This window comes from Streptomyces avermitilis MA-4680 = NBRC 14893, assembly GCF_000009765.2.
Lineage (GTDB): Bacteria > Actinomycetota > Actinomycetes > Streptomycetales > Streptomycetaceae > Streptomyces > Streptomyces avermitilis.
Genome location: NC_003155.5, coordinates 5,176,972 through 5,195,662, shown reverse-complemented (window position 1 = coordinate 5,195,662; position 18,691 = coordinate 5,176,972). Strand labels below are relative to the sequence as shown.

General features: G+C 71.0%; 15 protein-coding genes and 1 tRNA gene. 7 read left to right on the top strand and 9 right to left on the bottom strand.

Features of this window, described 5'->3' with window-relative positions; all coding sequences use genetic code 11:
* The first annotated feature begins 5 nt into the window (after positions 1-5).
* From SAVERM_RS21900 to SAVERM_RS21890, 3 genes are all read left to right on the top strand, one after another.
* Positions 6-3,185: an RNA 2'-phosphotransferase gene (locus tag SAVERM_RS21900; protein WP_202497478.1), complete on the top strand. Its 3,180-nt coding sequence runs from the start codon at positions 6-8 to the stop codon at positions 3,183-3,185.
* A gap of 126 nt (positions 3,186-3,311) precedes the next feature.
* Positions 3,312-4,274: an intradiol ring-cleavage dioxygenase gene (locus SAVERM_RS21895; RefSeq protein WP_037647683.1), complete on the top strand. Its 963-nt coding sequence runs from the start codon at positions 3,312-3,314 to the stop codon at positions 4,272-4,274.
* Positions 4,275-4,283: 9 nt separating this feature from the next.
* On the top strand, positions 4,284-5,123 hold the full coding sequence (locus SAVERM_RS21890; RefSeq protein WP_010985660.1) for a triphosphoribosyl-dephospho-CoA synthase: 840 nt from the start codon (positions 4,284-4,286) through the stop codon (positions 5,121-5,123).
* Here the strand turns inward: SAVERM_RS21890 and SAVERM_RS21885 are convergent.
* The 4 genes from SAVERM_RS21885 to SAVERM_RS21870 form a co-directional block, all read right to left on the bottom strand.
* Positions 5,098-6,567, bottom strand: coding sequence for an MFS transporter (locus SAVERM_RS21885; RefSeq protein ID WP_010985659.1), 1,470 nt, complete (start codon positions 6,565-6,567; stop codon positions 5,098-5,100). The genes SAVERM_RS21890 and SAVERM_RS21885 overlap by 26 nt on opposite strands.
* A 90-nt stretch (positions 6,568-6,657) precedes the next feature.
* On the bottom strand, positions 6,658-8,073 hold the full coding sequence (gene pdxR, locus SAVERM_RS21880) for a MocR-like pyridoxine biosynthesis transcription factor PdxR (RefSeq protein ID WP_010985658.1): 1,416 nt from the start codon (positions 8,071-8,073) through the stop codon (positions 6,658-6,660).
* A gap of 131 nt (positions 8,074-8,204) precedes the next feature.
* A complete protein-coding gene (locus SAVERM_RS21875) occupies positions 8,205-9,668 on the bottom strand; it encodes an aminopeptidase P family protein (RefSeq protein ID WP_010985657.1) in 1,464 nt (487 codons plus the stop codon).
* Positions 9,669-9,752: 84 nt separating this feature from the next.
* Positions 9,753-11,264 carry a PP2C family protein-serine/threonine phosphatase gene (locus tag SAVERM_RS21870; RefSeq protein WP_078234385.1) on the bottom strand — a complete coding sequence of 504 codons (1,512 nt, stop codon included), beginning with the start codon at positions 11,262-11,264 and terminating at the stop codon, positions 9,753-9,755.
* Positions 11,265-11,734: 470 nt separating this feature from the next.
* Between SAVERM_RS21870 and SAVERM_RS21865 the strand changes: the two genes are divergently transcribed.
* On the top strand, positions 11,735-12,400 hold the full coding sequence (locus SAVERM_RS21865; RefSeq protein WP_010985655.1) for a bifunctional DNA primase/polymerase: 666 nt from the start codon (positions 11,735-11,737) through the stop codon (positions 12,398-12,400).
* Between the two features lie 55 nt (positions 12,401-12,455).
* Positions 12,456-13,031 (top strand): hypothetical protein, encoded by a 576-nt coding sequence (locus SAVERM_RS21860; protein ID WP_010985654.1) that lies wholly within the window; start codon positions 12,456-12,458, stop codon positions 13,029-13,031.
* Positions 13,032-13,366: 335 nt separating this feature from the next.
* Here SAVERM_RS21860 and SAVERM_RS21855 read toward each other — a convergent pair whose 3' ends face one another.
* From SAVERM_RS21855 to SAVERM_RS21845, 3 genes are all read right to left on the bottom strand, one after another.
* Positions 13,367-14,332, bottom strand: coding sequence for a DUF5926 family protein (locus tag SAVERM_RS21855; RefSeq protein WP_010985653.1), 966 nt, complete (start codon positions 14,330-14,332; stop codon positions 13,367-13,369).
* A 205-nt stretch (positions 14,333-14,537) separates the two neighbouring features.
* On the bottom strand, positions 14,538-15,191 hold the full coding sequence (locus tag SAVERM_RS21850; protein WP_010985652.1) for an ATP-binding protein: 654 nt from the start codon (positions 15,189-15,191) through the stop codon (positions 14,538-14,540).
* Positions 15,192-15,309: 118 nt separating this feature from the next.
* Positions 15,310-16,119 (bottom strand): glycerophosphodiester phosphodiesterase, encoded by an 810-nt coding sequence (locus tag SAVERM_RS21845; protein WP_010985651.1) that lies wholly within the window; start codon positions 16,117-16,119, stop codon positions 15,310-15,312.
* A gap of 284 nt (positions 16,120-16,403) precedes the next feature.
* Here SAVERM_RS21845 and SAVERM_RS21840 point away from each other — a divergent pair, with 284 nt between their 5' ends.
* Both SAVERM_RS21840 and SAVERM_RS21835 read left to right on the top strand, forming a co-directional pair.
* Positions 16,404-17,822, top strand: coding sequence for a S1C family serine protease (locus tag SAVERM_RS21840; RefSeq protein ID WP_010985650.1), 1,419 nt, complete (start codon positions 16,404-16,406; stop codon positions 17,820-17,822).
* A 63-nt stretch (positions 17,823-17,885) separates the two neighbouring features.
* Positions 17,886-17,972: transfer RNA gene (locus SAVERM_RS21835), tRNA-Ser, on the top strand.
* A 136-nt stretch (positions 17,973-18,108) separates the two neighbouring features.
* Here SAVERM_RS21835 and SAVERM_RS43760 read toward each other — a convergent pair.
* On the bottom strand, positions 18,109-18,321 hold the full coding sequence (locus SAVERM_RS43760; RefSeq protein WP_010985649.1) for a hypothetical protein: 213 nt from the start codon (positions 18,319-18,321) through the stop codon (positions 18,109-18,111).
* On the bottom strand, positions 18,318-18,674 hold the full coding sequence (locus SAVERM_RS40295; RefSeq protein WP_010985648.1) for a bifunctional DNA primase/polymerase: 357 nt from the start codon (positions 18,672-18,674) through the stop codon (positions 18,318-18,320). The genes SAVERM_RS43760 and SAVERM_RS40295 overlap by 4 nt, the downstream gene beginning before the upstream one ends.
* Between the last annotated feature and the right edge of the window lie 17 nt (positions 18,675-18,691).

The following is an 18,691-nucleotide window of genomic DNA, read 5'->3' as shown; positions in this document are numbered from 1 at the left end:
TGGACATGGCTCAGAGACTGGGCAGGACCGAGCAGCGACAGATCCGCCCCTCGATTCCTCCTCAGGTCCACAGCAGGAGCGACAGCCACCCCAGGCGCACGGCGTCCCCGTCGCCCGCGCCGTCCGAGCCGACGCTGACCGCCCTCCTGGAGCAGCGCTTCCCCGAGGTCGTCCAGCTGCTGCGGTGGGTGGGTTGTGAGTCCCTCGACGACTGGATGAGCGTCTGGGTCCAGCACCGCGGCGCGGGATGGGTGTACGAAGTCCTCGACGCGGAGCGGGACCCAGGCGGTGTCATCACGGCGTGGAAAGCCGTTCTGGACGCCCGTGACCAGGCCATCCTGGTCCTGGAATCGCTTGTCTTCGAGAGCAACCTGTGCAGATTCGCGGCCGAGGCGTCCGCGAAGATGCCCAGCAGGCTCCGGTACGACAAGACCCTGCACGTGGTCAGGCAGCGCGTGGCTCTCTCCCTGTGGGACCACGCTCTTTCCATCAACTGGTGGCGCCCCTTTGTCTTCTGCCGCGCGTTGCGCCTGGCGCGTACCTATCTGGTCCATGTGGTCCGGGACAACGCCCTGACCGAGGGCAGCAGCAGATTCCAGTTCTCCGGCCGGCTGGGCCAGGCCACCGTGCTGCTGGCGCGGTTCGAACAGGTGGGCGCCGCCGATCTGGAGTCGTCGGCCGCGCACATCCGGGCCTCGATCACGGAGGGGAACCCCGCCGAGGACGCCGTCCCCTATCTCCTGGAGTGCTATCTGCGGCTGCACGACCACACGGGGAACCGGGAGTATCTCGGCCGCGCCGTAAAGACCGACAAGGATTTCCCCGGCGAGCGGCGCGGCACGTCATGGATGCTGCACATGGCCGAGATCTGGTTGCGGCTGGCCGACGGGCTGCCCAAGGGCGACGCCTTCGGCACCTATCTCGAACGAGCCGAGAAGGCGTTACTGGCCGCGGGCGAGCCAGGCGGTGAGGACGCCGTACGTCATGCCCTCCTGGACTGCGTCGCGGCCGCCGCCCGCAGGACCCCCGAACTGGTGCCCCACATAAGGCTCGGGCTGCGACGGCTCAACAACCCCTTCGGGCTCGGCGAGCATCTGCGCCGGTTCGCGGAGGACGGGTACCCGGCCGTGACGCTCCCGGCCACGCTCGTCCACCATCTGCAACGCCGCTTCGAGTCCTCCACCGAACCCCTGCACCGCCGTCTCCTGTCCGACTGCCTGCGGGCGTACATCCAACTGGACGACGTCAGTGAGATGGAACGCGCCCGGCTGCTGCGCAAGGCACTCGACCTCCAGGAGAGGTCGCTCGTGAGAGCCGCTCCGCTGACGGACGAACTCAGCAGGATGCGCTATGCCGACGACCTCCTCGCCACGGCCGAGTTGCAGGGCAACCGCAAGTTCTGGATGGTCGGCATCTCACTTCTGATCCGGGAGACGGCGGCGAACAGCACGTCCTGTGTGCCGCTGGTACGGCTCGGCCGTGAACTGGAGAAGGGCGGGACCCTCAACCGGTCCGAACAGGCGGACATGCGCCGCCGGCTGGGGGACGTCCCGCAGGCCGACCGGTGGATCCGGGCGGTCGCGGAGGGCGACTCCGGCCTCTTCTACGAGGAGGCCGCCGACCGGGCCATCAGCAGCCCCGACCTGGTGCGCCGCAACCTCGGCGGCCGCAGCAACGTGGTCACCGTCGACGACTATCTCGGCTTCACCAGCTCCACCCTCGTCTTCAAACCGACCACGCGGCTCTGCTTCGACCGCGACACCGAGAAATCGGCCGCGGTGGCGCGCACGCTGCGCCGTATGGACGCCGAGGACGAATTCGCCACCATCGACCTGATCACCACCATCTCGGCCACCGATCTGTCGCACAGCGAGGAGCAGTTCCAGATCGGTACGGAGATCATCACCGTACGTCGGTTCGAGCACGGCACGGTGCTCGCCGAGTGCCTGTCGCCCGCATCCCCGGACACGTCCTGTGAACTGCTGAAGCGTGCCGCGAAGTTCCTCGCCTACGTGCACGGTTCCGACGACCCGGCATCGGGGCGGATCGGCGGGGTGCGCAAGGAGGTGCGCAACGAGGTGCGGATGTGGCTGCGGGCGGTGCTGCCCGACGAGCCGTCCGACGGGGCCAACGAGCTCTTCGAGGAGTGGTGGGCCCTGCTGGAGGGGATCGGCCTGCCGCCGCAGCCCCGCAGGGACGCCCACGCCTTCAACTGGCTCGTGACCGACAACGACCGGATCATCGCGGTCGACCTGGAGGCGGCGCGCTGGCGCCCCATGGGCTACGAACTCGCCCAGCTGACGGACGACGTGCCGGCCCTTCCGGTGGACCGCTGGGATCTGCGCCGCGATGTGGTGACCTGCTACGTGGAGGCGCTCACGCGGTGCGCCGGCCCCTCCCGGCCCATTGACGTCGAGAAGGTCTGGGCCGCCTACCGGGCTTCGCTGCTGGCCCGGGCGGTGCGGTGCCTGAGCGACCGGACCAACGAACCGGGGATCCGCGAGCACGGCGAGGCCCTGCTGGACGAGCTGAGCTCGCAGCCGAAGGGCGACCTCACGCGCGATCTCGCGATCAGGCTCCGTGACGCCTGGGCGAAACGGCGCGGCACACCGGGCGACGCCCCGCTGCGGGAGCTGAAGGACGGCCGCAGACGCCGGATCAGCCGGTCGCTCTCCTACCATCTGCGGCACGGGCGGGAGCTGACGCAGAACCCGCAGGGCTGGGTGCCGATCGACTCCCTCGTGCGGGCCCTGGACCCCAAACTCAGGGTCTCCGCAGACGAGTTGATCAGTGTCGCGCGCGCGGTGAGCGAGGAGCGCTTCGAGGTCCGGGGCGATCTCGTCCGAGCCCGCTACGGCCACTCGCGGCCCACGGCGATCGAGTACGAGATCAGAGCACCCGAAGGCCGGCTCTACCACTGCACCCCCACCACCGCGCTCCACAACATCTTTGAGCGCGGCGAGGGGCTGAGGCCGATGACCCGGCAGTGGGTCCACCTGACCACGGACCGCGCCGCGGCCCTCAGCGCCGGGCGGCGGCACGGCCCGTGCACCCTCCTGTGCGTGCCCGACCCCTCCGCGCTGGAATGCCGGCATGCGGGAGGGGCCACTTGGCTCGTCGCCCAAGTCCCGCCCAGCGCGCTGACGGTGGTGCCCCTGCACCGGCTGTTCTCCACGCACGGGTGAGGGACACCGGCTCGACGGGGCTTCGCGGGCCGTCGGCCGACCGGAGTTTCAGCTTTGCCGGCATTCTCAGGCTGCTCACAGCGTGACCCCATGTCCCTGAGGGGCGGCGTCCCTAGCGTCCCGAGCATGACTGGGAACCACACGGACAAAAACATCACCCGGCGCCGCGCGATCGCGGTGACCGGTGGAACGGTCGCGGCCGGTGGGCTCGCCGTCGCCGGATACCAGTCGGCCTTCGCCGACGAGACCACCGCCGACACCGAAGCCACCGCGGCCGACGCGTCCGCCTCGGCGAGCTCCGGCAGCGGCACCTGCGTGCTGATGTCGAGCGTCACCGAGGGGCCGTACTACCTCGACGGCGCGCTCGTGCGCAAGGACATCACCGAGGGCAAGAACGGTGTCCCGCTGACGCTGCGCATCACCGTCCAGGACACCACCGAATCCTGCGCTCCGGTCGCCGGTGCGGCGGTGGAGATCTGGCACTGCGACGCCTGGGGCTACTACTCCGGCTACACCACCGCCAACCCCGGCGGCTCCGCACCCGCCGAGAGCGAGGACGGCTCGACCGCCGACGACCAGACATACCTGCGGGGTTACCAGATCGCCAATGCCAACGGGGTCGTCAAGTTCAAGACGATCTTCCCCGGCTGGTACACCCCGCGCACCTGCCACATCCACGTCAAGGTCCACACGGGCGGCGAGAAGGAGGACGGCACGTACGAGGGCGGCAAGGTCAACCACACCGGCCAGCTCTTCTTCGCCGACGACGCCGCCGAGGAGATCTTCGCCCTGGAGCCGTACTCCAAGCACACCGGCAGCTACACCAAGCTCGACGACGACATGGTCTACGACGGCGGCGGTGCCGCCAGCGGTCTGCTCACTCTCGAACCGGTCCACACGGCGGACCCGTCCAAGGGCTACAAGGGCTACATCATCCTCGGCATCGACCCCGACGCGGAGAACACCGGCGCGGGCAGCGGCGGTGGCGGAACGCCCCCGAGCGGTGCCCCGAGCGATGCCCCCACCGGCACGCCGCCGAGCGGCGCTCCGAGCGACAGCACCTCCCCGTCCGCGTCGGCGTCTTCGTAAGGTACGCCCATGAGCAGCCGTGAGAACGAGGCGCTGGCGCAGGCCGCCGTGAGCGCACTGACCCGGCAATTGGAACTGGCTCCCAAGCCCGGCCTGCCCGATCCGCGCGACCTCGGGGCCCGCGCCACCCGGCAGGATCACTGTCTGCTGCGCTGGTCGGCCAAGGCGCTGACGCCCGGCCTCGCGGCGATGGCGGCGGCCGCGCGCCGCACCGGTACGGCGACGCCGGAACTCCGCACCGAACTCGGCGCGATCGGACGCTCCACCGAGCACTCCGTGCGGCTCGCCGGCGGGGGACACCGGGGCGCCCTGTGGGTGCTGGGGCTCCTGGTCGCGGCGGCCGCCCTGGAGCCTCGGGCCACCGGGCCCGACGTGGCCGCGACCGCCAAGAAGATCGCGGCGCACACCGACCGACGGGCGCCGCGGCGGCCTTCCCGGGGGTCGTCGGTCTCGGCGAAGTACGGGGCGGCGGGCGCGCGAGGGGAGGCGCGAGCCGGATTTCCGCACGTACGGCGGGCGTTGACCACCCTGGCCACGGCGCGCTCGGCCGGCGCCGCCGAATCCGAGGCGTGGCTCGATGCTCTGCTGACGGTCATGTCCACCCTCCAGGACACGGAGTTGCTGTACACGGCAGGTCCGCACGGTCTGCGCCATGTGCAGGCCGGTGCGCGGGGAGTGCTCGAGGCGGGCGGCACGGCGACGGAGGCGGGTCGTGAGGCCCTGTCCGCGTTCGACGCCGATCTGCAGGCGCGTGGGTGGAGCCCGCGGGGGAGCGGCTCGCTGCTGGCGGGGGCGCTGTTCGTGGACGCGCTGCCGGTGGTCGTCAGCTCACCGGCGCAGGCTGCCTGACCTCGGCCGCGCCCTGCCTGCCCGACCTGTTCGGGTCGCCCTGCTGGCCCTGTGGGTTGTGTGGGTCCTGCTGGTCCTGATCGTCCTGGGCTGTCACCGCGCCGCGGGTGGCAGCCCACTTCGTCGCCGGCCCCATTCCGTACGACGCAGCCAGCATCAGTCCGCCCAGCAGCAACCATCCGGGCGTCCCCCAGTCCACCAGCAGTGCCGTCAGGACCAGCGGCCCCAGCGTGCGGGCCACCGTGACACCCGTGCCGAAGAAGCCCTGGTACTCCCCTGTCCGGTCGGCCGGTGCCAGGTCGAAGGCCAGTTGCCAGGACCCTGCCGACTGCTTCATCTCGGCGACGACCTGGAGAACGGCGCCGAGGACCAGGATCCCCGCCGCGCCCCACGGCGAGAGGCCGGACGACAGGGCGAACACCGCGCAGGACGCCAGCATCACGACGCCCGAGACCCGTATCGCCCGCGTGGCCGTCGTCAGCCCGGTGACCCCCCGTGCCATGCGCACCTGGAACAGCATCACCGCCCCCGTGTTGAGCACGAACAGCGCGGAGACCAGCCAAGCAGGCGCATCCGTGCGTTCCGTGATCCACAGCGGGATGCCGAGGCTGAGCAGCGGCATCCGCAGCAGCAGAACCGTGTTGAGGAGCGTGACCAGCGCATAGGGACGGTCGCGGAGAACCCCGAGGCCGTGGCCCCGCCGCACCCCCGTCGCGGTCGGTGCCACCGACGGCAGCCGCAGCAGCAACGCCGCGCACAGCAGGAAGCTCACCGCGTCCACGGCGAACACGCCGAGGTACGCAGCCCGCGATCCGGCGTGCAGCGCCAGGCCGCCGAGCCCCGCGCCCACCGCCAGGCCCGCGTTGAGCGTCGACTGAAGGTGGGCCAGCAGGCCTGTGCGCTCGCCGGCTGGTATCAGCCCGGCGAGCAGCGCCTGTCGGGCCGCCGCCAGCCCCGACTGCGCGGACGCGTATGCGCAGGCCGCGAGGACGAAGGGGAGGAAGCCGCGTACGACCAGGAAGGATGCCACCGCCAATCCGGTCGCGAGCGCGAGCAGTACCGCGGTGCCGCGCGGACCGCGGCGGTCGGCGAGCCGGCCCAGCGGTACGCCGACCAGGGAGCCGATCGCCCATGCGACGGTCAGCCCCAGCCCCACGCGTCCTGCGGGCAGACCGACGACGTGCGTGAAGTACAGCGCGGAGGTCACGTAATAGGCGCCGTCCCCCACGGAGTTGCTCAGCTGGGCCAGGGCCAGCACGCGCCGCGGGCCGGCGGGCGGGACGAGATGGCCCACCCGCCCGGGAGAGGCGGTACGGCCCGCCCGTCCAGGAGAGCCGTCGCCCACGGCACGGCTCGCCCCCACGAGGGCCGCGTCCGGTGTCCCGGTGCCCGAGGTCCCGGTGCCCGGGGTTCCGGGCTCGACTGCTGCGGCGTCGTTCGTCATGTCTGCGACGCTACGGGCCCATTGGACCGCTCAACAGGCCCAATCCTCACGCCTTTTCATGACCCGATTCATGGCCGCCGATGACATCTGTCACGTGTCCAGCACCCGCCCCAGCACCTCCAACGCCTCCGGATACACCCGCTCCCGAGGCGTCCCGTACCCGACCACGATCCCCTGCGGCCGCCCCGCCGCACGCTCGTCCCCCGTCGCGTGGCCATCCCTCTCCGCACGGCCATCCCCCGCCGACGCATGCCAGTGGTTCCCGAGGCGTCCCACCGCGAGCCCCTCCGCCTCCGCCCGCGCCAACACCGCCGACTCGTCCGGCACTTCGACGAGAGCGTGCAGACCGGCCGCTATCCCGCGTACGTACCACCGCGGCCCCAGCCGGTCCAGCAGCTGGTCACGGCGCCGCCGGTACCGCAGGCGGCAGGTGCGTACGTGCCGGTCGTACGCGTGACTGTTGATCATTTCGGCGAGTGCCAGCTGGCCGATGGACTCCGTGTGATGGTCGCTGTGCAGCTTGGCGTCGGCCACCGCGTCGACCAGGTGCGGCGGCAGCACCATCCAGCCCAGCCGCAGCGCGGGCCCGAGCGTCTTGGAGGCCGTGCCCAGGTAGGCGACGTGACCGGGTGCCATGCCCTGGAGCGCGCCGACGGGCTGCCGGTCGTAGCGGAACTCCCCGTCGTAGTCGTCCTCCACGATCAGTCCGCCCCGCGCGCGTGCCCAGTCCGTCAGGGCCCGCCGCCGCTCGGGGTGCAGCGTGACCCCGGTCGGATACTGGTGGGCGGGCGTGACGACGACGGCCGACTCCGTCCCCAACCCCTCTGTGCACGCACCGCGTTCGTCGACGGGAAGCGGTACGACGCTCGCGCCGCCCCGCCGCACCACGTTCCGGTGGAACGGCAGTCCCGGATCCTCCATGGCGACCGTCCCGCCGTCCAGCACGCGCGTGAGGAGGGCCAGCCCCTGTACGTACCCCGAGGTGATCACGATCCGTTCGGGCGGTGCGATCACGCCCCGCGCCCGCCCCAGATAACCCGACAGCGCGGTCCGCAGTTCGATGCGGCCGCGCGGGTCGCCGTAGTCGTATGCCAGCGAGGGCGCCGTCGCGATGGCGCGGCGCAGCGCCCGCAGCCAGGCCGCCGCCGGGAACGCGCCGACGTCGGGGCTGCCCGGCCGCAGATCGAAACGAGGTGCACGCGTGCGTGCGTCGCCGTCCCGCGTCTCCAAGGACGCGCTCGGCAGTGCCGCCACCTCGGTGCCGGCACCCTGGCGGGCCGTGAGGTACCCCTCCGCGACCAGCTGGTCGTACGCCGCCTTCGCCGTGCCCCGGGATATGCCCAGCTCGGCCGCGAGCCGCCGGGTGGCCGGCAGCCGGGTGCCGGGGGCGAGCCGTCCGTCGCGCACGGCGTCCCGCAGCGCCCGTTCGAGGCCCGCCCTGCGGCCCGCCGCCGCGTCCGGTTCCAGATGCAGATCCACTCCGACACCGGACCAGAAGTCGTCCACGAAGCCAGGTCCCCCGGACACAGAAAATCGCCCCCCTTGTGTGCGTACTCCCTCGTGTGCGCCACCCTTGTCCGCGGGCCGCACACGCGAATGGCCGGGTACCCCGTAGGTACCCGGCCATCACTGCCGTATCAGCCCTTCAGGGACGCCATCCACGCCTCGACCTCGTCGGAGCGGCGCGGCAGCCCCGCCGACAGGTTCCGGTTGCCGTCCGCGGTGACCAGGATGTCGTCCTCGATGCGGACGCCGATGCCGCGGTACTCCTCCGGGACCGTCTGGTCGTCCGCCTGGAAGTACAGGCCCGGCTCGACGGTGAGGCACATGCCCGCCTCCAGGACGCCCTCCACGTACGTCTCGGTGCGCGCGGCGGCGCAGTCGTGGACGTCCATGCCGAGCATGTGGCCGGTGCCGTGCAGCGTCCAGCGACGCTGGAGGCCGAGCTCCAGGACGCGCTCGACGGGGCCCTCGACGAGGCCCCATTCGACGAGCTTCTCGGTCAGCACACGCTGCGCCGCGTCGTGGAAGTCGCGGTGCTTGGCGCCCGGCTGCACGGCCGCGATACCGGCCTCCTGGGCCTCGTACACGGCGTCGTAGACCTTCTTCTGGATCTCCGTGTACGTGCCGTTGATCGGCAGCGTGCGCGTGACGTCGGCGGTGTAGTACGTGTGCGTCTCCACGCCCGCGTCCAGCAGGAGCAGGTCGCCGGAGCGGACCGGGCCGTCGTTGCGCACCCAGTGCAGCGTGCACGCGTGCGGTCCCGCCGCGCAGATCGAGCCGTAGCCGACGTCGTTGCCCTCCACGCGCGCGCGGAGGAAGAACGTGCCCTCGATGTAGCGCTCGGAGGTGGCCTCCGCCTTGTCGAGGACCTTCACGACGTCCTCGAAGCCGCGCACGGTCGAGTCGACGGCCTTCTGGAGCTCACCGATCTCGAACTCGTCCTTGACCAGCCTGGCCTCGGACAGGAAGACCCGCAGCTCCTCGTCGCGCTCGGCGGTCACCTTGTCGGTCAGCGCCGCTTCGACACCGGCGTCGTAGCCGCGTACCACGCGGACGGGTCCGGTGGCCTCGCGCAGCTTGTCGGCCAGCTCGCGCACATCGGAGGCCGGGATGCCGTACAGCTGCTCCGCCTCGGTGAGCGAGTGGCGGCGGCCGACCCACAGCTCGCCCTGGCCGGAGAGCCAGAACTCGCCGTTCTCACGGTCGGAGCGCGGCAGCAGGTAGATCGTCGCCTTGTGTCCCTCGGCGGTGGGTTCCAGGACCAGGACGCCGTCCTCGGTCTGGTTGCCGGTGAGGTACGCGTACTCGACCGAGGCTCGGAAGGGGTACTCGGTGTCGTTCGAGCGGGTCTTCAGGTTGCCCGCGGGAACGACCAGGCGCTCGCCCGGGAAGCGCGCGGAGAGCGCGGTGCGGCGGGCGGCCGTCTCGGTGGCCTGGGCGATGGGCTGCAGGTCGCGCAGCTCGGTGTCGGCCCAACCGGACTTCATGTTCTCGGCCAGCTCGTCGGACACGCCCGGGTACAGACTGTTCTTTCGCTGCTTCAAAGGCTCTTCTTCAGCGGTCTCCGGGGTCTCCGGGAGCTCCTCCGCCACGGTCATCCTCCTTGGTACGGCACTGGGCCTCTTCCATCGTACGGTCGTACCGGAGGCCGCCCCAGGGCCGGAAAGGTCCGCTGTCGTGGCTCACTCGAAGCGTGCCGCCAGCAGGACGACGTCCTCCTCGCTGTCCGCCGCGTCCAGGCCGTCCGGCAGCACGCTGCGCAGTACGTGGTCGGCGACGGCGCCCGGATCGGTGCGCACCGCCCGCGGAACGCTCGCCGCGGCGGCGTGCAGCCGGGCGAAGGCGCGGTCCATGGGGTCGCCGGTGCGATGCAGCAGGCCGTCCGTGTACAGGAGCACGGTCTCGCCGGGCGCCGCGGTCACCTCGACGCTCGGGGCCTCCCAGCAGGCCAGCATCCCCAGGGGCGCCGACAGTGAGGTCTCCACGAACTCCGTGCGCCGCTCGCCGATCACCAGCGGCGGGCTGTGCCCGGCCCCGGCGAGCGTGATCTTGCGGAGGGCGGGTTCGCAGTAGGCGAAGAGGGCGGTGGCGGACCGGGCGGGTTCGGTGAGTCTGAGGAGCAGCTCCAGGTCGGACAGGACGGCGACGGGGTCCTCGCCCTCCATCACGGCGTACGCGCGCAGGGAGGCCCTCAGCCGGCCCATCGCGGCGATCGCGCTGGGGCCGGAGCCGGTGACCGAGCCGACCGCGAGGCCGAGCGCCGCGTCGGGCAACGGCAGCGCGTCGTACCAGTCGCCGCCGCCGCGCGGTCCGGTACGGCGCCGGGCGGCGAGCTGGACGCCGGTGACCCGGGGCAGCCGGGACGGAAGCAGCTCCTCGGAGATCGTCGTCATGCACGCGCGTGTGCGTTCCATTTCGACGAGCCGCGCCAGGTGTTCGGTCGCGTAGCGGGCGTAGAGGCCGATGAGGTGGCGCTGGCGCTCGACCGGCTCGGCGGGCTCGTCGTAGAGCCACACGGCCGCGCCGAGACGGCCCGCGGCCTGGGTGGACAGGGGAAGGGCGTAGCTCGCGGCGTAGCCGAGCCGGGCGGCGACCTCGCGGTGGCGGGGGTCCAGGCCGTCCTCGGAGAACAGGTCGGGCTGGGTGATCTCGCGCTCGCCGCCGGGAAGTCCGTCGAGGATCTTCCCGTACGACATGGAGCTGCGCGGCACGGTCTCGATGTGGCCGAGATCGGCGCGGGCCAGGCCGAGGCCGATGGTCGTGTCCGGGCCGAGCCCGTCGCGTGGTTCCAGTACGACGAGACCGCGCCGGGCGCCCACCAGGGCGGCTCCGGCGCGCAGCAGCTCCTGGAGTGCGTCGGCGAGCGAGTCCGTGCGTGCCAGGCGTTCGGTGAGTTCGTGAAGGGTCGTGAGGTCGGAGACCCAGCTGGCGAGACGGTCCTGCAGAACTGCTCCGGGGCCGGTGGCGGACGTGGCCGAAGGGGTGCCTGTGGCGGCGGACGTCGGCGCGACAGTGTGTGCGGGCGAGGGAACCGTTGAATCGATTCCAGCCACTTTCGGGAGGTGAGGGGCGTTCATGGCGTCCGGCTTTCCGACCGGTGCGTATTGCTCGATAGCATCGCAAACCCCCATGTCATTCTGCGCCGCTAGCAGTGTCTCCACATGTACACGCACTCGTGAGGGGATGTCCAGCATTGTCCTGCTGGGATTCCTGGTGTCCATGAGACTATTGCGGTAAGGCAAAGTTGGCTTAAAACTGCCTCGGGTAACGGCATATTGCGGTCGACTGGCCTTGTTCGACAGAGCGTCACAGCGGTCGTGATGGGTACGTACTCGGTGAAGGCCAGGGGTGGTTGGGAATCACCCGGAACCTGGCGACGGACCCGGGCGTCTTAACCACCGACGACCGAGCCCCATCCTCCCGTGGCGGAGGCGGCGAGAAATACGCGGGACGGCAAAACGCCAGGCGCCGCCACCCCACGCCATGCCCATGCTTTTGCCAGACGCAGTATGGACGCGGACGTAGCCAACGCTCGGCCCATAGGGGTTCCCCTTGTCTGAGACAGGGGTGTGATGCGCCAGCAGGTACGCACAGTGAAGTGATCGACACATGACGTGATGGTCCACAGTGTTGCCAGGCGTGCAACGGAAAGGAACGAGCGCTCATGCGCGAGATCCTCGGAAGGCGACGCAGGCTCCTGTCCAAGCGGAACGACGGGAGGCCTGAGTTGATCAGCGCGGCCCTGACCTTCGCGGCCGAATGGAAGTGGCCCGTTCTCCCGGGTGTGGCGCCGGACCCGCAGGGGCGTGCCCGCTGCGGCTGTCCCGACCCGGAGTGCACGGTGCCCGGCGCTCACCCCTTCGACCCAGGGCTGCTCGCGGCCACCACCGACGAGCGCATGGTGCGCTGGTGGTGGACGAACAGGCCCACGGCCCCCATCGTGCTGGCCACCGGAGGCAAGGCGCCCTGCGCGGTGAGCCTGCCGGCCCTGGCGGCCTCCCGGGCCCTCACCGCGCTCGACCAGATGGGGATGCGCCTCGGCCCGGTCGTCGCGACGCCCCACCGCTGGGCGATCCTTGTGGCGCCCTACTCCATGGAGCAGCTGGGCGAGCTGCTCTACGCGAAGGACTACGTCCCCGGCTCCCTGCGCTTCCACGGGGAGGGCGGCTACATCACGCTGCCCCCGTCCGAGACCGGCCACGGCCGGATCGGCTGGGAGCGGGCACCGCTGCCCGGCTCGGCAGCGCCCTGGGTGCCCGATGTGGAGGCCGTCGTGGACGCGGTCGTCGAGGCCCTCACTCGTACGGGTGTGAGCGCGCCCGAGTTGTAGGGGTGTCGGGCGCGCGGCGGGCCCGACACCGGCCCGTGGTCGTTATGTTCCGTCCATGCAGCGTCATTCCGGGGAACAGCGAACGTCATCGCCGCGCCGTCGCGGGCTGGACCCCCGAAGGGTGCGGCTGTTCGCCCTCGCGGCCGTAGCGGCGGCCACGGTCGCGCTCCCGCTGGCCGTGGCGTCCGCGGGCCCTGTCGGTGACGAGGGCCGCGCGGCCCTACGAGCGTCCGAAGCCGACGACAAGGTGCCGGTACCCTCCCGTTCCCCCCTGGTGCTGGGCCTCGGCCTGGCCACCGCGGCCCGCTGCGGCCCCGAACTCTTCTCCGCCGACGGCATCGAGGCGCAGACCTGTGTCATGACCCAGGGGCGGGACACCTGGGCGCGCACCTACTACCGCAACGCGACCGGCGAGGACCTGCACTCCGTCCTGAGCCTCATGGAGCCCGGCGGCCGTACCGTGCAGATGCGCTGCGTGGTGGGCGCGGAGGACGACCCGGGGGCGTGTGAGACGCCCAGGGAGCGCACCGTGGGGGATGTGGGGGCGTACACGGCGATCGCGGAGTTCGCGAAGGGCGCCGGGAGCGGACCGCTGCTGCTGCGCTCCGGGAGCGACTCGGGCGGGTCGTAGGACGCCGGGGGCTCGGGCCGTTCGGTGAGCCCCGGCCGGCCGGGGGACCCGGCTCTCCGCCTTGTGCCTCTGAGGCAACTCCGTGTGCCCGTAAGGCAGTTGGCGGCGCCCTCGGTTTCGTGTCACGCGACGGGCATAGAAAGACCCGGTTGCTGGCGACGGGGGATGCACCAGCAACCGGGCTACTCGAACGGTAACAAGAGATCGGCGGTTCGCAAATTCGATCTCGGCTATTCGGACACGGATTTACCTGTCGCCACGGGGAGTTGTGACAGGAGTCACCCGTTCTGCAGGTCCTGACCAGCTGACCGGTCGGTCAGTTCGGGCCCTGTGAGTCAGCTGAGTGTCACCTGTCGGTTGGTCAGTCCGCCGCGCGCCCGGCGCTCGTCCGCGGTCAGCGGCGCATCCGTGGCGAGAGCGGCCGCCAGACGCTCGGCGAACTCGGCCGCCGGCTTCTCCACGTCCTCCGCCCCGACCCCGCTCGGCAGGTCCCAGACCGGCACCGTCAGGCCGTGGGCACGGAAGGAACCGACCAGCCGCGTGCCCTCGCCGAGGCCCGACTGCCCGGCCGCGTGCAGCCGCGCGAGAGCGTCCAGAAGCTGCTCCTCGGGGTACGGCATGACCCAGCGCAGGTGGTTCTTGTCGGGGGTCTCGCACCAGTAGGCCGCGTCCACGCCGGAGAGTTTGACCGTCGCGATGGCGGCAGCGTTGGCCCGCTCCAGGGACGCGGCGACCTCAGGCGTCGCGTTCTCGGCGTCCGGGACCCAGAATTCGAAGCCGCTGTGCACAACTGGCTCGAACGCGCCTTCGGGGTCGAGGAGATCCTGGAGCCGAGGCCCGTCGGCCGGAGCGCGCCGGCCCTGGACCGGAGTGCCGGGCTCCGCCGTCAGCGCGCGCTGGAGGGTGTCGGCCAGGTCGCGGCTGATGTCACCCGACGCCGTGTCGTTCTGCAGGCCGATCAGGACCGAGCCGTCGTCGCGGCGCAGCGCGGGCCATGCCATCGGCAGGACGGTGGCGAGCGTGACCGACGGGACGCCCTCGGGGAGGTCCTCCCTGAGCTTCAGCTCGACGGTCGCCGCGGGGACCAGCTCGCGCAGCGCGATCCAGTCGCCCTCGCCCGGCAGTCCCTCGAAGGGGCGCTGCACCAGCTCCGTCACCGCGTGCGCGGCACTGCGGCCGTGACAGGCCTTGTAGCGCCGGCCGCTGCCGCAGGGGCAGGGTTCGCGAGCGCCGACGACCGGGATCTCTCCGTCCTTCAGCTGGGGCTGCTTGGACTTCGTCTGGGGTCGCTTCTTGGCCATCGTGGGTGTCTCCCGGTTACGGCTCGTCTCGTACGGCGCGAGCCTAGCCGTTCGTGCGACGGCCGACGCGGACCTGTGGACAACGCACCCACTCGTCCCGGAACCGGTGCTTCGGTCCAGGTCGGACGCCTTCGGTAGGACTCGGCTCGGTGGCGATCGGTCCCCGCCCGGCCGCCCCGGAGCCCACCGGCCGGCCCCAGCCGGCTCAGTCGACGTCGTCGAAGGCGTCCGCGAAGTCCAGGTCGGATATCCCCGAGTCCGACAGCAGCGGCTGCCGAAGCGGCGACGGTGCCGTGACGCGCGTAGCGAAGTCGTCGCGACGGTGCCCGGCGTCCACGTCGCCGTGCATCACGACCCACACCGTCACTTCACCCCGGGCGTCATCCCGCACGCCCCAGTCCTCGGCCAACGCCGTGATGATGTTCAGCCCGCGGCCGCCGCGCGCGGTGACCGAGGGCGTCGCCGGAACCGGGCGGGTCGGACCGCCGCCGTCCGTCACCTCGACCGTGAGTCTCCCGCAGTCGTCGACGCGCCACGCGGCGCGTACATCGCCGTCTCCCGCGAGGGCGTCGCCCAGCGGCCTGCCGTGGCGGCAGGCGTTGCTGAGCAGTTCGGAAAGAATCAGTACGGCATCGTCGATGACCGAATCCGCCACTCCACCGGTACGCAACTGATCACGCATCCGGTGTCTTGCTTTCCCCACGCCCGCAGGGCCATGGGGTACGGCCATGCTCGACGACGTGGGCACCTCCTGTGCCACCACCAACGCCACCCCCGAGACCTCCTTCGCCCCACGCCACGGTGTGAATGCCCCTTTGGACTGAACTGGAAACCGGCCGGTCCACGTCCGCTGACGCACTCGTAACGATCGAACACGGAACGAACGCGCCGGTGCACACCCTGTAATCAGGTGGCCGGATTCCGACGGTGTTTTCGGGATGGCGCCCGGGGAGGGACCCAGGGTTTTCACTCCGCCGTCAGCGGCCGAGCTGATGCAGCACCGCGCGCGGGCGGTTGGTGATGATGGCGTCGACGCCCAGCTCAACGCAGAGATCGACGTCCTCCGGCTCGTTCACGGTCCATACGTGCACCTGGTGTCCGGCCCGCTTGAGGCGCTCGATGTATCCGGGGTGCCCGCGCACGATCCGCATGGAGGGGCCTGCGATCCGGACACCCGCGGGCAGCCGCCCGTCGCGCAGCCGGGGCGAGACGAACTGCATCAGATAGACGGTCGGCAGCATCGGGGAAGCGGTCCGGACGCGGTGCAGTGAGCGCGCCGAGAAGCTCATGACGCGCGCCGGCGACGTCGCGGCGGACTCGGGGGCGTCGAGGCCGAATCGCTTCAGCAGGTGCAGCAGCCGTTCCTCGACCTGGCCCGCCCAGCGGGTGGGGTGCTTCGTCTCGATGGCCAGCTCGACCGGACGCCCGGCGTCGGCGACGAGTTCGAGCAGCCGTTCCAGGGTGAGTACGGAGGTGTTCTCCCGGTCCTCGGGGCGGTGCTCCCAGTCGGGGGCCTCGTCGCCGTTCTTCCAGGAGCCGAAGTCCAGTGCGGCGAGCTCGGCGAGCTCCAGCGCGGAGACCGCGCCACGGCCGTTGGACGTACGGTTGACGCGGCGGTCGTGGACGCAGACAAGATGGCCGTCCGCAGTCAGCCGGACGTCGCACTCGAGGGCGTCGGCACCGTCCTCGATCGCCTTCTTGTACGCGGCCAGGGTGTGCTCCGGCGCCTCTTCGGAGGCCCCTCGGTGGGCGACGACCTGGATCGGGTGCTGTCGTGCGTGGGTCACCGCGTCATGGTGCCACCGTGGCGGGGTAGGCGCGGAGCGGGGAGGCGTCGTTCTGGCATCGCACAGATATCGGGAATATAACTGTTTAGCGCGACAGGTCCGATATAAAGGATGGCCGCGGACCCACAGCCACCGCTTATGGTGCTCTGACGGCCAGTGGGAAAAGCTGACGGCGTACAAAAAAATGCACATGCACAGCTGAATCGCGCCGGACCGACGACAAGCGTGAGTGAGCGTGACCGAGTGCGACCGAGAACAACAGCCGTGGATCGAGGAGAAGAGCTGTGAGCACCGAGAACGAGGGCACCGCGGTACCCCCGGCCCCGTCAGCACCTCCCGTGCCGGTGGAAACTCCCGCTCCCGTGCAGAGCGCCGCGCCTGTCGGTGCCGCTCCGTCGGCGAGCGCCCCCGGACAGGGTTTCGGTGAGCCGCCCGCACATCAGGGCTTCGCCCAGCACGCTCCGGGCGCCGCCGAGGCGGGCTGGCCGCCTCCCCCGCCCGCGACGCCCGCGTACGCCGACGGTGGCGGCGCGGGCGCCGAATGGGGCTCCTCGTACCAGCAGCCCGCGCCGAAGCCGAAGGCCGGCCGCGGCGGACTGCTCGCCGCGATCCTCGTGGCCGCGCTGGTCGCGGGCGGAGTCGGCGGCGGCATCGGCTACACGCTGGCCAAGGACAACGACGGATCGAGCGGCTCGACGACGGTCTCCGCCTCCGACAGCGGCGGCTCCGTCAAGCGGGACGCGGGCACGGTCGCGGGCGTGGCAGCCAAGGCGCTGCCGAGCACGGTCACCATCGAGGCCCAGAGCAGCAGCGGAGAGGGCGGCACCGGCACCGGCTTCGTCTTCGACAAGCAGGGCCACATCGTCACCAACAACCACGTGGTGGCGGAGGCGGTCGACGGCGGCAAGCTCACCGCGACCTTCCCCGACGGCAAGAAGTACAACGCCGAGGTGGTCGGTCACGCGCAGGGCTACGACGTCGCGGTCGTCAAGCTCAAGAACGCGCCGTCGGACCTGCAGCCGCTGACCCTGGGCGACTCCGACAAGGTGGCTGTCGGCGACTCGACGATCGCGATCGGCGCGCCCTTCGGCCTTTCGAACACGGTGACGACGGGCATCATCAGCGCCAAGAACCGGCCGGTGGCCTCCAGCGACGGCAGCTCCAGCAGCAAGGCGTCGTACATGAGCGCGCTGCAGACGGACGCGTCGATCAACCCGGGCAACTCGGGCGGTCCGCTGCTGGACGCGCAGGGCTCGGTCATCGGCATCAACTCCGCGATCCAGTCCTCCAGCAGTGGCGGTCTGGGCAGCTCGGGCCAGTCCGGTTCGATCGGCCTGGGCTTCGCGATCCCGATCAACCAGGCGAAGTACGTCGCCCAGGAGCTGATCAAGACGGGCAAGCCGGTCTACCCGGTGATCGGCGCCTCGGTCTCCCTCGAAGAGGGCACGGGCGGCGCGAAGATCACTGAGCAGGGTGCCAGCGGCTCGGACGCGATCACCCCGAACGGCCCCGCGGCCAAGGCCGGCCTCAAGCCGGGCGACGTCATCACCAAGCTCGACGACATGGTGATCGACAGTGGCCCGACCCTGATCGGCGAGATCTGGACCCACCGCCCCGGCGCCACGGTGAAGCTCACGTACACCCGGGACGGCAAGGCCCGCACGACGGACGTCACGCTGGGAGAGCGCGTGGGCGACAGCTGAGCCGCACGCGGGGCACCTGACCCGTTACTCTTGTCCCCGCGCCGCCGATCACCGGCGACGCGGGGTGGGTTGCCCGAGCGGCCTAAGGGAACGGTCTTGAAAACCGTCGTGGCAGCGATGTCACCGTGGGTTCAAATCCCACACCCACCGCGCAGGTCAAAGGTGTTGCAGGTCAGAAGGGGTGCCACTCTCGGGAGGGGCACCCCTTCTGCGTTCACCCTGTCTCACCCCGACTCGCCCATATCCCAGGTTTGACCAGTGCGTATGGGCCATCTGTGGGCCGGGATCAGGGCCATTCCCCCTCGTCGAGCGCGCGGGCGATCAGGCTGTTGGACTGCTGCTGGCCCCCCTTCAAGATCTTCGCGTAGAAGCGGTACAGCACAGCGATGCTGTGGCCGGCGCGCGCGGCGACCTTCGGTTCGCCCACAGTCGCCTGAGATCCGGCCGGTCGGGCGGGGCGCGGTAGGCCTTCCAGGTGGGGGGAGTTGCGGGCGGTCATGCGGCCTCCCGCGGGCGGGCGGTGCGGATGGAGCCGTCCAGGTCGATGACCCGTAGCCCGGAAGGGCCGGTGGCGATACGGACGTTGTACGGCGCTTGTGCCCATGCGGCGATGAGCAGTTCAACGTCGGTGGTGGCGCGCTGCTCGGGTGTCTTGTGTCCATCCGCGCACCGCCCGGTGGCGGGGCAGTACTGCTCCGCGTGGCCTGCCGGGCGCTTGTCGTTCGGCCGTAGCGGGATGACGTGCCGGCCGCGCTGTGCGGTTTGCGTTGCCCAGGCGAGCAGTCCGAGTCGGGTGAGATCTGTGCTGATCGGTAAGGCGGGGTCTCGCCTTACGTTGGCAGGTTGGGTCATTCTGGAGGTCTCCAGTT

Bases quoted from the DNA above. Each gene is read 5' to 3' on its own strand.
- SAVERM_RS21900 (WP_202497478.1), top strand. From the start codon at position 6: ATGGCTCAGAGACTGGGCAGGACCGAGCAGCGACAGATCCGCCCCTCG.
- SAVERM_RS21895 (WP_037647683.1), top strand. From the start codon at position 3,312: ATGACTGGGAACCACACGGACAAAAACATCACCCGGCGCCGCGCGATC.
- SAVERM_RS21890 (WP_010985660.1), top strand. From the start codon at position 4,284: ATGAGCAGCCGTGAGAACGAGGCGCTGGCGCAGGCCGCCGTGAGCGCA.
- SAVERM_RS21885 (WP_010985659.1), bottom strand. From the start codon at position 6,567: ATGACGAACGACGCCGCAGCAGTCGAGCCCGGAACCCCGGGCACCGGG.
- SAVERM_RS21875 (WP_010985657.1), bottom strand. From the start codon at position 9,668: ATGACCGTGGCGGAGGAGCTCCCGGAGACCCCGGAGACCGCTGAAGAA.
- SAVERM_RS21870 (WP_078234385.1), bottom strand. From the start codon at position 11,264: ATGCTGGACATCCCCTCACGAGTGCGTGTACATGTGGAGACACTGCTA.
- SAVERM_RS21865 (WP_010985655.1), top strand. From the start codon at position 11,735: ATGCGCGAGATCCTCGGAAGGCGACGCAGGCTCCTGTCCAAGCGGAAC.
- SAVERM_RS21860 (WP_010985654.1), top strand. From the start codon at position 12,456: ATGCAGCGTCATTCCGGGGAACAGCGAACGTCATCGCCGCGCCGTCGC.
- SAVERM_RS21855 (WP_010985653.1), bottom strand. From the start codon at position 14,332: ATGGCCAAGAAGCGACCCCAGACGAAGTCCAAGCAGCCCCAGCTGAAG.
- SAVERM_RS43760 (WP_010985649.1), bottom strand. From the start codon at position 18,321: ATGACCGCCCGCAACTCCCCCCACCTGGAAGGCCTACCGCGCCCCGCC.
- SAVERM_RS40295 (WP_010985648.1), bottom strand. From the start codon at position 18,674: ATGACCCAACCTGCCAACGTAAGGCGAGACCCCGCCTTACCGATCAGC.